The 13,997-nt window shown below is 38.6% G+C and carries 13 protein-coding genes; 6 read left to right on the top strand and 7 right to left on the bottom strand.

The features are described from left to right. Positions 1-32: 32 nt before the first annotated feature. Together NMS_RS08040 and NMS_RS08035 are read right to left on the bottom strand one after the other, a co-directional pair. Positions 33-1,562 carry a GH3 family domain-containing protein gene (locus NMS_RS08040; protein WP_041496240.1) on the bottom strand — a complete coding sequence of 510 codons (1,530 nt, stop codon included), beginning with the start codon at positions 1,560-1,562 and terminating at the stop codon, positions 33-35. Positions 1,563-1,639: 77 nt separating this feature from the next. Next, complete coding sequence (locus NMS_RS08035) at positions 1,640-2,437, bottom strand: class I SAM-dependent methyltransferase (RefSeq protein ID WP_041496239.1); 798 nt, start codon at positions 2,435-2,437, stop codon at positions 1,640-1,642. An 80-nt stretch (positions 2,438-2,517) separates the two neighbouring features. Between NMS_RS08035 and NMS_RS08030 the strand changes: the two genes are divergently transcribed. Genes NMS_RS08030 through NMS_RS08025 form a run of 3 tightly spaced genes read left to right on the top strand, consistent with a single transcriptional unit; the run spans position 2,518 to position 4,668 of the window. Continuing rightward, positions 2,518-3,159, top strand: a complete 642-nt coding sequence (locus NMS_RS08030; RefSeq protein WP_041496238.1) for a flavin reductase family protein — start codon at positions 2,518-2,520, stop codon at positions 3,157-3,159. A 24-nt stretch (positions 3,160-3,183) separates the two neighbouring features. Beyond that, positions 3,184-3,330: a DUF2256 domain-containing protein gene (locus tag NMS_RS13735; protein WP_084217658.1), complete on the top strand. Its 147-nt coding sequence runs from the start codon at positions 3,184-3,186 to the stop codon at positions 3,328-3,330. 9 nt (positions 3,331-3,339) lie between these two features. Then, positions 3,340-4,668 carry a DASH family cryptochrome gene (locus tag NMS_RS08025; protein WP_041496237.1) on the top strand — a complete coding sequence of 443 codons (1,329 nt, stop codon included), beginning with the start codon at positions 3,340-3,342 and terminating at the stop codon, positions 4,666-4,668. Here the strand turns inward: NMS_RS08025 and NMS_RS08020 are convergent. Further along, positions 4,663-4,863 (bottom strand): hypothetical protein, encoded by a 201-nt coding sequence (locus NMS_RS08020; RefSeq protein WP_041496236.1) that lies wholly within the window; start codon positions 4,861-4,863, stop codon positions 4,663-4,665. The two genes, NMS_RS08025 and NMS_RS08020, sit on opposite strands and share 6 nt — an antisense overlap. 254 nt (positions 4,864-5,117) lie before the next feature. Here NMS_RS08020 and NMS_RS08010 point away from each other — a divergent pair, with 254 nt between their 5' ends. The 3 genes from NMS_RS08010 (at position 5,118) to NMS_RS13915 (ending at position 7,181) form a co-directional block, all read left to right on the top strand. After that, positions 5,118-6,680, top strand: coding sequence for a cryptochrome/photolyase family protein (locus tag NMS_RS08010; protein WP_041496234.1), 1,563 nt, complete (start codon positions 5,118-5,120; stop codon positions 6,678-6,680). Positions 6,681-6,815: 135 nt separating this feature from the next. Next, the gene (locus NMS_RS13825) at positions 6,816-6,983 is read left to right on the top strand and encodes a lmo0937 family membrane protein (protein ID WP_041496233.1); all 168 of its coding nucleotides are present in this window, start codon (positions 6,816-6,818) and stop codon (positions 6,981-6,983) included. Between the two features lie 54 nt (positions 6,984-7,037). Further along, positions 7,038-7,181 carry a hypothetical protein gene (locus NMS_RS13915; protein ID WP_158448976.1) on the top strand — a complete coding sequence of 48 codons (144 nt, stop codon included), beginning with the start codon at positions 7,038-7,040 and terminating at the stop codon, positions 7,179-7,181. A 42-nt stretch (positions 7,182-7,223) separates the two neighbouring features. Here the strand turns inward: NMS_RS13915 and NMS_RS08000 are convergent, their stop codons facing one another. From NMS_RS08000 to NMS_RS07985, 4 genes are all read right to left on the bottom strand, one after another. Beyond that, complete coding sequence (locus NMS_RS08000; RefSeq protein ID WP_041496232.1) at positions 7,224-7,775, bottom strand: hypothetical protein; 552 nt, start codon at positions 7,773-7,775, stop codon at positions 7,224-7,226. A gap of 26 nt (positions 7,776-7,801) precedes the next feature. After that, positions 7,802-10,249 carry a TonB-dependent receptor gene (locus NMS_RS07995; RefSeq protein WP_041496231.1) on the bottom strand — a complete coding sequence of 816 codons (2,448 nt, stop codon included), beginning with the start codon at positions 10,247-10,249 and terminating at the stop codon, positions 7,802-7,804. 422 nt (positions 10,250-10,671) lie between these two features. After that, the gene (locus NMS_RS07990; RefSeq protein ID WP_052477070.1) at positions 10,672-11,673 is read right to left on the bottom strand and encodes a hypothetical protein; all 1,002 of its coding nucleotides are present in this window, start codon (positions 11,671-11,673) and stop codon (positions 10,672-10,674) included. 190 nt (positions 11,674-11,863) lie between these two features. After that, a complete protein-coding gene (locus NMS_RS07985; RefSeq protein WP_041496229.1) occupies positions 11,864-13,822 on the bottom strand; it encodes a putative porin in 1,959 nt (652 codons plus the stop codon). Between the last annotated feature and the right edge of the window lie 175 nt (positions 13,823-13,997).

Genomic DNA, 13,997 nt, shown 5'->3' with positions numbered 1-13,997 from the left:
TCGCGAAAGCGAATTGCATGTTCTACTTACCTTTATTGACCCAGCTCTTCTTTTACAAAAGCTTCCCATTCTTCTTGTTTATCATCGCTGAGAACTTTAGCCATTTTTACCTGACCGCCCATTTTCTTTTGATGAGCATTCCACTGATTGAAGAAGCCTTCTGGAACCTTAGTAACCTTTACCCCTTTTAAAGCTTTACTGCGTGCTACGGAGTAATTTTTATTGGCCTCCTGTAATTTTTGATCCAAAGCATCAGCAAGATCTTCCTCGTTTGTTTCGGTTTCAGTTTCTAGGAACCATTTGTGATGAAACTCTCCATCAATCTTACTAGCATAAACGGTGAATTCCTTTATACTGGTATTATATTTTTCCTGCAGTTCTCCTAGCGCGGTTTCCATTTTCAGGACCGATAGTTGGCTACCTACAACATTTAAAAAGAATTTGGTTCGACCAGTGATTTTTATTTCAGCATGATTGACGTCAGTAAACGCGATCGTGTCGCCTATCAGGTAGCGCCACGCACCGCCAACCGTAGAGATGATTAATACATAGTCTACGTCAGGCTCTACTTGAGAAATATCTAGTGCAACCACATCTTGACGCAAGCTCCCGTCTTCTAAAATGTATTCTGGTTTAAAAGGAACAAACTCAAAATAGATACCTCCATCAGTTATCAACTGCATGGCAGTACTTTCTGGCCTTTGCTGACAAGCGATAAACCCCTCACTGGCAAGATAGGTGTCTACTATGGCTACAGGCTTTTTAAACAAAGCCTCAAAGCTATCACGGTAAGGTTCAAAAGCTACCCCACCGGTAGTGTAGACGCTTAGCGATGGCCAGACGTCATGAATGGAATCGACTTTATGATACTCCATCACTTTTTTAAGCATTAATTCTAGCCAAGATGGTATCCCACTGATCATGGCAATATCCCAATCAGCTGACTTTTCTGCTATGGTTTGCACTTTTTTATCCCAGTCATCAATGGCCGCTATATCCGCTCCTGGGCGGTATTTACTTTCTAAAAACTCTGGAATATTACTAGCGGCAATACCACTAATTTCTCCTACTTTGAATCCATTCACTTCTTCAAGACGCGTGGAACTTCCTAGTGCTAGTGCTTCTTTTTCAAAAACATCAGCGTCCAGGTCAAAATTAGTCAGCGCGCTCACTTGTCGTGTTCCCGCAGCGCTAATGGCATCTAACATGTCATCGGTTACAGGAATCATTTTACTTTTTTTTCCAGTAGTCCCACTGCTGCGTGCCATATAGGACGGCATTCCTGGCCAGGTGATGTCTTTTTCACCGTTCTTAAGCCTACTCCACCACTTCTCTTCCATACTATGGTAATCGTGATAAGGAATGGCATTATCAAAAGCCTCGTGCATATCTTTATCCTTAAGAATCTCCTTAAAGTTGTATTCTTTACCAAATTCTGTTTTAGTGGCTTTCTCTAAGAGTTCTTTAAGTACTCGTTGTTGGGCTTTATGATGATCATCCACATGAGTGAAATACTCATGAATGTTTAAAGCTGCCTTTATGATAGGACCCAGAATTGCCATAAATATTAGTTTTGATCAAAAATAGAATTATTGATCAAGGCGAGCATCGTGCATTTAATCATTAGCAATACATTAACCTAAATCACTTTCTTTGCCTCTATTTCAAACAGGAGTGGGTACAATTGATTTTTGAGCACATACATACCATCTTCTTCTGTCATGCCAGGAAAGATCTGATAAGGGCTTGCATCATGCTCGGCAAATTTGTGGATGGATAAGCCCGCATCGATCAAACTTTGAATGATTTCACTTAAGGAATGGTTCCAGCCATACTCGGCTACTTGAATAGAAGCTGTGGGATCAGCATAAGTGCCCTCATACTCTTCATAAATAGCTTCCTTTTTATGATACGCATACGACATTGCTGGAGTCTCCTTATTGTAGTCGAACATCCAGGCAATAGGATGAAATTCTACCATATAGAAGGTTCCGCCAGGTTTCAATAATTTAGAAATCATTTGAGCCCAAGGCATTAAGTCTGGCAACCAGCCGATGCTTCCGTAACTGGTGTAAATGATATCAAATGGTCTCTTTAGGAACTGGGCTGTGTCTAAAACATTACAACAAATAAATTGGGCTGGTATTTCTAAGTCGGCACTTAATTTTCTCGCCAGTTCTATGGACGTATCACTAATATCCACTCCTGTTACAACAGCTCCCTTATTTGCCCAGCTTAAACTGTCTTGCCCAAAATGGCATTGCAAATGCAACAAAGATTTGCCTGTCACATCACCTAATGCTTCTTGCTCGTAACTGTTTAATGAGTTTTTCGCTTTCGCGAAAGCGAACTTATCGTAAAAATCGCTTTCATAATGAACCTGCGTCTTGCGGTTCCAACTGTCCTTATTTACCTGAAATGCCTTGTCCATATCCATATCCTAATTTAGGAAACTTTTAAATTCTAAAATGAAAGCGCAGTAATGCTATGGGCTACCTTTGAAAGAAACCCTCCTAAATGACCCATTATACCACTACAGATCTGAATCAAATGAACCGATTTTATCGAGGTAATTTGATTAATAGTGTAACCGGATTTAAAAGTGCCAATCTGCTCGCCACTCAATCTGAAAATGGTATTGACAATGTTGCGATATTTAGCAGTGTGACCCATCTAGGTAGCGATCCTGCTTTATTTTCCTTTATTCAGCGCCCCTTAGGACACGGTGTGGGTCACACCTATGAAAACCTGAAACAAACGGGAGAACTCACTTTAAATCATGTCATTGCACCACTTGTAGATCCCGCGCACCAGAGCAGCGCAAAGTACGATGCCTCCACCTCGGAATTTGAGAAGCTGGGAATCGAAAAACTATCTAGAACTGGAATCAAAGCGCCGTTTGTGAAAGAAGCAGTGATTCAAGTAGCTGCTCAGTATGAAAGCGAATATTACATTAAGGAGAATAAATGTATCATGGTCTTGTGCCGCATTACAGACATCTATTTAAAAGAAGGAATCCAGCTGGAAGACGGCTGGTTGAATCTAGAAAAAGCAGGTTCACTTGCCATAAATGGATTGGATGGTTACGCTGCTTGCAACATTGAAAAACGATTGAGTTATGCAAAAGTTGATGAAGAATTGAAAGCTTTAGAATTTTAATTCTACTGAAGATAAAAATCAGCATTGAAACAAAAAGCTCGAAATCCTAACAATTTACCCACAAAGGTTTGCCTTACATGTGACCGTGAGTTTACATGGAGAAAAAAGTGGGAAAAGAACTGGGATCAAGTGAAATACTGCAGTAAAAAATGTTCAAGTAATAAAGGATGATTTAAGGGTATGAATTTAGTTTGGTTTAGAAATGATTTAAGGACTGAAGATAATACGAGTCTTAAGGCAGCGTGTGATGCAGAAGGTCATGTCATAGGAGTTTATTTTTTTGATCCACGCTTTTATCAAGAGAGCGACTTTGCGATGGATCTTAAAATTGAATTGCCTTTTGGAAAAACAGGAAAGTATAGGGCTCGTTTTATACAAGAAGCAGTAAAAGACTTGCGAGAGCAACTGCAAAAGTTCGACATTCCTTTATTAGTTTATCATAGATCACCTGAAGAGGTCATTCCCGATCTAGTCACCGAATATTCTATTAAGAATATCTACCTCCAAAAAGAATGGACACGAGATGAATTGGATCAGGAAAATGCAGTTGGTGATGCCTTAGAATCGGCTGGATTGAAAACTGGAATTAGTGGCTACCGAGTTTTTGATCAATTCTTGTATCATCCAGACGATATTCCGTTTACTATTAAAGAAATACCTAAAGTTTATACTGGGTTTCGTAAAAAGTTAGAAAAAGAAGCCCGTATAAGAGATTGTGTTTCTATAGACGGGTACCATCAAGAATCACCAAAGGTCCCAGAGACTACAATTCCCACTTTAGAAGACTTAGGACTAGAAGAGTTTGAAAAAGATTCGCGAAGTGCATTCCCATGGCAGGGCGGCGAGAAAGAAGCCTGGAACCGATTGAACCATTATTTCTGGGAGACTAAAAAACTTCAATATTATAAAAAGACTAGAAATGGACTTATAGGTTCTGATTACAGTAGCAAGTTTAGTGCTTGGTTAGCTATCGGTTGTATTTCCCCACGGCAAATCTATCATGAAGTCAAGAGATTTGAAAAAGAAGTGCAAAAAAATCAGGATACCTATTGGTTGATTTTTGAATTGATATGGCGTGACTTTTTTAAATACGTTTCACTTAAGCATAAAGAGAAATTGTTTGCTCTAGGTGGGATTCTAGAAAAAGAGTACGAATGGAACTCCAACAAGCCGGCATTAAAAGACTGGATGAATGGAACGACTTCAGAAGATTTTGTCAATGCTAATATGAGAGAAATAGCTGCAACTGGATTCATGAGCAATCGAGGTAGGCAAAATGTGGCTAGCTATTGGTCCATGCATCTAGAGCAAGACTGGAGAATAGGCGCCGCTTATTTTGAACATATTCTTATCGACTATGATGTGCATTCCAATTACGGAAATTGGATGTATAACAGCGGTGTTGGAAATGACCCAAGAAATCGAACCTTCAACATCCAATCACAGGCAGATCGATACGATGGCGATAAGAAGTATAGAAAATTATGGCTTCAAGACAAATTACTATAAATCACAACGCTTCCTGCGCTCTTTACGCTGCTGCAAATAAGGAATTAAAAGGGCCATAAGAAATCCTTGTCCCGTAATATATATCATAAGCAAGGAGGTTTGAGAAACATTTAAAACAAAAGCACAAATAATCAATAGGATCAACCAAAGTGCTGTCAAGCCAAAAAGTGATTTTTTAAGAAGATTATATTCCATGGTTCCGATTTTTTGAGGTTAGAGAATAAAGTTTACAAGAGTTTAAATTTGATGAAAACATCATTATAAGAGCAAATCCTAAAGCTGCATAAAGGGCAATGTCAGATCCGTCCACATCTGCAACCGTCGCATATAAAATGAAACCTGCGGCGTAAAATAAAGAGATGATAACTGTGAGATTTTTTCTGTTTAGCATAACTTAAAGATCCGTGATTATAAAATATAAGTAGATTCAGGAACAAATTTGTTACAATATGGCTGACCAAAACCCTAAAACACTACGACTTATCCTAGGTGATCAACTCAATCACAAACACAGTTGGTACAATGGCGATCAAGACCATATCGTTTATTTCATGGCTGAAATGCGCCAAGAAACTGATTATGTAAAACATCACATTCAAAAGGTCGTCGCCTTCTTTATGGCTATGAGGGGCTTTAAAGAATGGATGGATGATCGAGGTTTTGAGAATGTCTATTATCAATTAGATCATAAGGACAACCAGCAAGATTTAGTCGATAACCTCAATGCGTTGATTGAGAAACACAGTATTGAGAAGTTTGAATACCTCGCACCAGACGAGTGGCGCCTGGATCAACAGCTCAAAGACTTTTGTGAATCGCTGGAAATTGAGTGGCAAGGTTATGATACAGAGCATTTCCTTACTAAAAGAATGGATGTCAAAAAATTCTTTGAAGGCAAAAAGCGGTTGACCATGGAGTATTTCTATCGCGATATGCGTAAGAAATATGACATCATGATCGAGGGTGATAAAGAACCTGAAGGTGGTAAATGGAATTATGACCAGAGCAATCGCAAGAAATGGGACGAGAAAACTCCCATCCCGCATGAGAGAGGATTCCGTAAAGATGTAAGCGAGATCATAGAATTGCTAGAGAAGGAAGGTGTAGCCACTTTTGGTCGTATTGATGAAACTAATTTCAACTGGCCCACCACTCGCCAGGATGCGTTGGATGTGTTGAATTACTTCTGCGAGAATTTACTGGAACACTTTGGTGATTTTCAAGATGCAATGCATACAGATCAGGATTACCTCTTCCATTCCAGACTCAGCTTTGCGATGAATAGCAAGCTCTTAAGCCCGATGGAAGTCATTGAAACTGCTGTAGATCGCTTTCGCGAAAGCGAAAAAACCAACAACCCTATCCACATTTCACAAATAGAAGGGTTCATACGACAAATATTAGGCTGGCGCGAGTTTATGCGCGGAATTTACTGGAAAGAGATGCCGGACTATCAACATCGAAATGAACTTGAAAACCGCAACAAGCTTCCAGATTTTTACTGGACAGGCGAGACCAAAATGAATTGCCTTAAGCACAGCATCAACAACTCGCTGGACAACGCTTATGCCCATCACATACAGCGCTTGATGATTACAGGCAATTATGCCTTACTCACCATGACAGATCCTAATTATGTGGACGAGTGGTATCTAGGTGTTTATATCGACGCTATTGAATGGGTAGAAATCACCAATACTCGCGGCATGTCGCAGTGGGCTGATGGCGGGCTGGTGGCTACCAAACCCTATGTTTCCAGCGGCAGTTATATTAATAAAATGAGTAACTATTGTAAGGGTTGCGCCTATCAAGTAAATAAGAAAAAAGCGGAAGATGATGCGTGTCCCTTCAACTCGCTATACTGGCATTTTTTAGACGAGAAGGAAGTTCATTTCAGTAATAACCAACGCATGAATATGATGATGGCGCTGCTTAAAAAGATGGATCCAGATTTACTAAAGGCCCATAAGAATAAAGCTGAAAAAGTAATTAACAGCCCAGAAGATTATTAAAAAATTAGGACTTATCGCATTTTCAAGCAGACCTTACATTTAATTGTATTAAATATTGCAAAATTGCAGTTTCGTTAACAAAACCCTCTTTAGTTTGTAAGTAAATTCACTTTATAACTTAAAAAACTAACTATTATGAGAAGTATTCTTTGGCTTGTTGCCGTAATCTGTGTTGTCGTTTGGCTATTAGGACTGTTAGGTGTTGTTCCTGGATTAGGAACTGGTGGATTGATTCATATCCTTTTAGTGATCGCAGTTATTGTTATTTTGATCAATATTATTTCAGGTCGTAGACCGTTGTAATTTATCGTTGATCTTAACCTTACATTTAAACGAAAGATCAAAAAAATTGTAGTATTGACCATCGCGGCAATATTTGCCGCATGTATTTCTAGCTTTAGAGAAGAAAATACAGTTAGCGACGACGTTGAAAACGTGGTTGACGATGCACAAAATACTGTAAATAAGATCTACTATTTTCAAAATAAGAACCCGTCTTGAGATAAGTCTCAAGACGGTTTGTTTATTTAATAAACTTAATGCTTATTGCACGTCAAAATCAAATGAAGCTACAACATCTGCTTCACCACCTGCGCTAGTCAAGCCATTGTTAGGCTTAATAGGCTCATGTATTAACGTAATGGTTAAGTTCCCTGAACCTACTGCTCCTGTTGTTATAGAAGTATTCAAGCCAAGTGGGTTTCCATTGCCATCTGTGTCTGTTTTTACAATGCTAACACCAGCGGTATTTACACCATAGAACACTTCATGCTCATCTGCCTCTTCCTGAACTTCCAGGGTAATATTATCAACGGGTGAGTCCAACTCGTTAAGAAAGCGTACGCTCCCAGTATAAGTTGCGTTTGCCTGTATCGTACCGGTAATGTTAATTATTGGGGGATTAGGACCGTCTGCATCATTATCAACTTGACGGAATGTTACAACATTGCTGGCATCTGCAGTATTAATCATTTCATACTCAACAGTTGTGATTAACTCATCCTCATTAATTTGCACTGGTGTATCATCATCCCCACAGGAGATTAATGATGCTACAATTAAAAGTGCTGGTAAAAATTTGAATCTATTTTTCATAATCGTTGTCTTAGAATTAAAAGTTTTTAAAAATTATAAATGAATTGTAATTGTATATCACGACCTATATCATCTGCATAGAAACGTTGTCTATTGAGATAGTCTCGATATGTGGTATTTAAAACGTTGTTGAGGCTCAAGTTTAATTGCGCTTTCGCGAAAGCGTAACTAGCTACAAGATTCCACAACGAGTAAGCCTTAGGGGTTTCCGATATTTCTACGTTCACAATAGTTGAATTTCCCTGATCATCAAATACCTCCGCCGGAAAATCAGTGTCAGGAAACCTATTTTGCTTTAACATGGTAGTATTAGAAATTCTTAAGGTGAGGTTGTCAATAATTCCATTTTCCCAGACCAGCTCATTGTCAAAAACTGGTGGTGGCATGTAAATCAATGGTTCATCATCCGTAGTATTTTGACCATAGATGTAAGAAAATCTAGAATTAAGTAGCAGATTTTCATCTATACTTTCCCTCCTTGTTTCTGGATCAACCAGGGATCTATAAAAGATATTCCAAGTCGCACCTAGATCAACGCCGGCAAGCACCGCATTTACTTGTTCATATTGCGAGACAGGAAAAGCACCTCTACCAGTAGTCTCCAGACCTATAGGTATCAATTGCATAAAATCCTGTACAATATTGACATAAGGATTGATTTCTATATCAAAATCATTATGAACTGCATGAGCGGTTAAATTGATCTTGTATGATTGCTCTTTTTGTAGATCCAATTGACCCAACTCAATAGTGGCCAGCGCATGATGCAATCCATCACTGAAAAGTTCTGATGGATTGGGTGCCCTGTTTGCAGTACTCAGGTTTACCGAAAAATCATAATGATCATCCATCAAATATTTAGCACCTACAGTAAAAGCCATCAAATTAAAATCCAGTACTGGATTTGTAAATATCTGACCTTCATTTTCACTCACTTCAAACTGTGGAAACTGCTGATCATAACCTAAGGATTCCCATCTAGTAGAAATGTAAAATTTCTCTGCATCAATATGGTAATAGTCATATCTCGCTCCTGCTTCTAGAAACCATTTATCATTCAATTCATGGTTTACAGATGCAAACGCACCAACTTTTTGACTCTCGTAATCAGGAATTAATCGGCGAACACCGGTATCCGGATTGGGAATATTAGTCTGAAGCATTCCGTCAATTCCTATTTCAATATCAGTATTGCTATAGCGATCTATCAATAGGTACGTCATCAAATTATGGGTAAACAGATCCAGGTCTAGCGATGCTCTATCGCGATTCTCTGCCCGTCGTATATCAAATTCAAGTCTGTTGTTGTATTGGAAAGAATAATCAACTTCCAGCTTTCCAAGATCCTTCAACCTTTTATAGCCATTAAATTGAACCGCATGATGTTGAACTTCTTGTTTAGGTGCATCTATATCATAAGTAAAATCGCTAATACGAAACGGTTGACCAGAATTTATACTTTGCGCTAGACCAGCAGCATTTCCAATATGTGAAGCTCGTAAGATCCCAAGCTCACTATCATAAAAAGAATATTTAAGACTCGCTCCATATTCAAATGACTGGTAACCAGCAACGAGATTTGCAGCATATGTAGAACTTCCTGTGTTGCTCAACACATAATCTGGGGCTTCAAAATCACCTAACCTTTTATAAGTCAAGGTTGCTTGTTGATACCAACCGGTATTATTGTAATTTCCCAAGCTTCCTGTAACACTACCGCCTCGACCATTGCTTTGAATTTGGCTTATCAACTGACCTTTTAAAGTGTCTTTTACAATAACACGCTCTGGGTCAATTAAAATGGTGCCACCAATTGCATCTCCACCATACCTCAAGGCACTAGCCCCTTTAATCACTTGAATGTTCCCGGCTGTATTTAGGTCAATATTAGGTGCATGTTCTACCCCCCATTCCTGATCCTGCTGGCGCATACCATCATTTACTATAGCTACACGGCTGCCGTATAATCCATGAATAACTGGCTTTGTAACGCTATTGCCTGTTTTCAATATAGATACCCCTTGAACCGTAGCCAGCGCATCACCTAAGGTTGCTCCACTATACTTGTTGATCGTCTCTTTCAAGACACGTGTAGTGGATTGGGTTGATTCATGATCGTCGTGGACGTCTGCAATCACCTTGACTTGATCTAGATCATTTACATGATGTTCCAGGGTGAAGTTTTGAATCTGATCCTCATATATGGATAACTTTACGGTCTTAGTGATACAATCAAAATGAGAAATTATCATCTCGTACTCACCCGCACAAAGATTTCTAAATATATAGGTCCCCTCCTCATTTGAGGTAGTGGATTTTTGTTGATCCTTGATGTAGAACTGGGCAAATGCCAAAGGTTCACCATCATGGAAATCAGTCACGGTACCTTTGAGCTGGATCTGACAATCTTGAGCATTGACAATAGGTATACCTATAAAAAGTATAGTCACAACCGTCCATAGTTGTTTTAACATGAATTTGAAATTAGTTACTTAAAAATTTGCACCTCACTGGTGCATTACATCATTTTTTAGCAACTAGGCGGCGGTCGGGAAAGGTAGTAGAATGATAAAGAGTTCGCTTTCGCGAAAGCGAATTCCCCCTCAATTTGTTGAATAAAGAGTTGTTGGATTGGTACTGGAACCTCACTAATAGAGGCTGTAGCCAAATTCAATTGTTGCAATTGATTAGATACCAAGCAAATTTTACAAGGCGCTGCAGCGTCCTCATGCGTAAGTTGGTGCAATGCCGTTGACTGTGCTGCAAAAAACAGCACCAACAGACTTAACGAAATTAAATTTCTAAACTTTTGCACGGTTAAAGATACAACAGAATTAAAATTTTACACATAAAAAAGCCCCTTCATAAGAAGGGGCCTTTGTTTAGGGATATTTATCTAATTGTTTGCATAAAAAAACACTGTACTTGCTCCTGCCAATTGATTATTAATTCTAGGCGCAACGTTACCGCTGGCAGAACTATCAAACCCAAGTACTCGACCGCCAGCGTTTGCTCGTTCTGCAATGAATATAGTATTTGTTTGTGCATCATATGCTGCCGCCACAGGATTGCCTAAAAACGTTGCTGTTCCAGCTACTCGCACTTGATTGTTTGCTAGAGCAAGTGTCCCTCCATTTGCTACAGCATTAAATTTACTGGTAAAGTTAGAAATGATATGAAATCCGCCATCTGTATCAGCGCCTGCTCCTGTTGCTGCACCTATATCTGTTAAAATCATGATATCATCTTCACTGTTGTAAACAAGCCCGTGAGTTCTAGTAATTCCTTCAATAGCTATTTGTTTAGATGGAGCAACCGCTGCATTAGTAGAGTTGTTCAAGAAATTTTGAAATACCGCTAGATTATTTGTTTGATCCACAACAGCGTATAAGTCGTTACCGCTAAATTGTATTTGCCACAACGCTATAATCACACTCACGGTATTTCTTAGAGTTAAAGTAGTTCCTGAGCGCTGGTAGATAAATAATTGATTACTGGCATTATCTGCTACTACGATAAAGTCGCCATTAATTGCAATAGATCTAGGACTTGATAAATTGCTTGGGCCCACGTTAGTAGTCAAGGTACTTACGGTGCCATTGATTTGGTCAGCGATATTAGTAGCAATGACAACAGAACCTAAAGTTCTACTTGCAAAAATAAGTTGATCGGTTCGGTTGTCGTAAACTATACCTTCATTGTCTGTTGAGGCAGTTACGTTAAGAGTGGTAGTTGTTGCGCTACTGGCATTTGCAAAGTCATAGACTGTTACTGCACCATTAGTGTTACTAGTCGCATATAATTCAGCGCGATTATTGTTTCCATCATTTAAATCATCATCGTTACATGAAATAAAGGTTACTGCTCCCGCAAGTAAGGCCAATGTTAGCTTGTTCATTTTCATAGTTTATAATTTTCCCCAAACTTACGCTTAAGCTTTTCTCGCAGTTGTCAATAAATTGAGAAGGAAAACCAAAACTTAACAAAACGAAAAGTATAGAAAACTAAAAAACAGAAACTTACATATTTAAGAATTAACCTTTTTAGCAAATAATTGACATACAACTGGTCGTCAATTTCACATTTTCTTATAAGAAAAAGTTCCAAACGAGTCCAAATCTCAAACTCAAATCGCGAAACGGATGCCTAGGAGCACTAAAATATTCAGGCCTCCCTAGTGGAGATGTGGCATTTTCCAATTTAAAGAAGATTCTAGTTTGTTGAATTTTTGCATCTAAGAAAATATCAACTAAGGGAAAAGCTCCTAACGTGGTAGAGTTTTGGGAATAGAACTCTCCCAACACCGGATCATAGCCATCCATACGGTACTCATCAAAATATTTAAGGGTTACTCCTGTTTGAAGAAGCAACGCATTTTGAAAAAAACGGTTTTTATAGTACAGCGAGTTTCTAGTAATGAAACTAGGCACATTAATTACATTTTCTTTTTGTGTGACGTTTTGAAAAAGCAGCGTATGATCTGATCCAAAATACCTTAAAAAGGTAAAGGATTTATGCGCCTTGATCTTTAAGTAAGTGAGTTCTTCATTTGTTTGAACAGGTGCTGCCGTATAACCTGTGACATCACCCGTATCATTCGTAATGAGGTTCTCTTTAAAATAGGTGTAATCTTGAAGTGTATTTAATTCAATATCTAAATCGAGATATTTAGGAGAGATTATTTGAAAGGACAATTGCTGCTTCTCAACATTGCTAAAGTTATTTGACCAATTATAGAGTACATAATCGCTTTGATGCAATTGAAAATTAAAATTAGGTGCTCTGGAGCTAATTCCAGCACCTGCTGCTACAGAGAAATTTTTGAAATCTACGGTGGCCATGGCATTTAAGAATTGCCCATCTAAATCTCCTGCAATGTTGATTCCACCGCGGGCTTGTAACTCAAAAACACCTATCCTTTTTGCAAACTCTGCTTTGAATTGGTAGATCTCTCCTTGAAGCCTATTAGGGACGATACCGGTAGCTTGATTGACAATGCGATCGTAACCATAATTATATTCCAGTCGGGATACTCCAGCTTTATAATATCCTAAAACCTTATGATCAAGGGATGCTCCCAGCTCAAGCATACCCTCTTCAAGATTTGTTTTATCCTTCAAGTTTGTGGGTCTGTAAGCTTCTCCTAAGAAACTTTCAGTGGCGCTAGCTTCCGTATATCGATAAAATTTGTCTTCAAAATAGGCCCTGTTGTAAACTCTTAGGCTGTAATTGCTCAAACTATCCACACTTCCCAAAACTTCGTAATCCTGATCAATGTAAAATCGCTTACCATCTAATAAACTTGTTGCTGTATCTAGATTAGGTTCTAACCTACCACGATCATCTAAAGCTTCATCTTCACTGATAAAACCTTGTAAAGCGTCAGCCGATAGTCCACCGTTCTCTTGATTGGACAAATCCTGAAAAACCGTATGAAGTCGCATCCGGTATTTTTGCCTCTCAGAAAAATAGCTTGATGTAAATTTGAAATTACCAGTACTTGTCAATGAGTTTACATAATCCCCAGCGCTACGCATTCCTTTATAACTGATGGAAAAATTAAACTTAGGAGATAAGTTGCTAGTAAATAAGGCATCCAGTTGTTGTCCTTGATTGATGACCGTTTTAAAGTAAAGTTCCGTTAAAGGTGTAGGAACGTAGTAGTCATTGATATCATCGATTTCGTAATAGTTATCATGACGAGCCTCTGCACCCATTCTGGGGGAAAGTTGTTCCATGTCAAATCGTTTCACCAACTTATTATAAGGTTGTCCTATGTTTTGGAACGGCATATATTCAAAATCATCCTGACGCAAATAATTGAATTTATAATCCTTTTGAATGGTCAAGGTGGTATCGACGAAAGTAGTATCTCTATTTTGACTGATAATTAAATAGTCAGTTATAGGTGGCTTTTCTCCTTCTACACTAACCTCTTTATTATTTAATGGACGTTGATCAGTTCTTGGAGTTCCATCTCTAGGGATACGTTGCTGAGCAATGCATGCAGCAGACACTAAAAAGAATAGAAATAAAAGGTGCTTCATAGTAAAACTCGAGTTGTCAAAAATAGGTATTAATATGAAGTCTAAAACATTCTTAGTTGAGCTTGTAGCGCATTAACAGATTATACACTGGCTCTCTATAAACGTCGTGTCAGCTCTCTAAATTGAGGTTTGAGAAGATTGTTTTCATCTATAATAGAAGGAATATCATCTCCCC

The organism is Nonlabens marinus S1-08 (assembly GCF_000831385.1).
Classification (GTDB): Bacteria; Bacteroidota; Bacteroidia; order Flavobacteriales; family Flavobacteriaceae; genus Nonlabens; species Nonlabens marinus.
This window is presented reverse-complemented; position numbering and strand designations above follow the sequence as displayed.

Excerpts from the sequence above, each read along its gene's own strand:
- NMS_RS08040 (WP_041496240.1), bottom strand. The coding sequence starts at position 1,562 with ATGGCAATTCTGGGTCCTATCATAAAGGCAGCTTTAAACATTCATGAG.
- NMS_RS08035 (WP_041496239.1), bottom strand. The coding sequence starts at position 2,437 with ATGGATATGGACAAGGCATTTCAGGTAAATAAGGACAGTTGGAACCGC.
- NMS_RS08030 (WP_041496238.1), top strand. The coding sequence starts at position 2,518 with ATGACCCATTATACCACTACAGATCTGAATCAAATGAACCGATTTTAT.
- NMS_RS08025 (WP_041496237.1), top strand. The coding sequence starts at position 3,340 with ATGAATTTAGTTTGGTTTAGAAATGATTTAAGGACTGAAGATAATACG.
- NMS_RS08020 (WP_041496236.1), bottom strand. The coding sequence starts at position 4,863 with ATGGAATATAATCTTCTTAAAAAATCACTTTTTGGCTTGACAGCACTT.
- NMS_RS08010 (WP_041496234.1), top strand. The coding sequence starts at position 5,118 with ATGGCTGACCAAAACCCTAAAACACTACGACTTATCCTAGGTGATCAA.
- NMS_RS13825 (WP_041496233.1), top strand. The coding sequence starts at position 6,816 with ATGAGAAGTATTCTTTGGCTTGTTGCCGTAATCTGTGTTGTCGTTTGG.
- NMS_RS08000 (WP_041496232.1), bottom strand. The coding sequence starts at position 7,775 with ATGAAAAATAGATTCAAATTTTTACCAGCACTTTTAATTGTAGCATCA.
- NMS_RS07995 (WP_041496231.1), bottom strand. The coding sequence starts at position 10,249 with ATGTTAAAACAACTATGGACGGTTGTGACTATACTTTTTATAGGTATA.
- NMS_RS07990 (WP_052477070.1), bottom strand. The coding sequence starts at position 11,673 with ATGAACAAGCTAACATTGGCCTTACTTGCGGGAGCAGTAACCTTTATT.
- NMS_RS07985 (WP_041496229.1), bottom strand. The coding sequence starts at position 13,822 with ATGAAGCACCTTTTATTTCTATTCTTTTTAGTGTCTGCTGCATGCATT.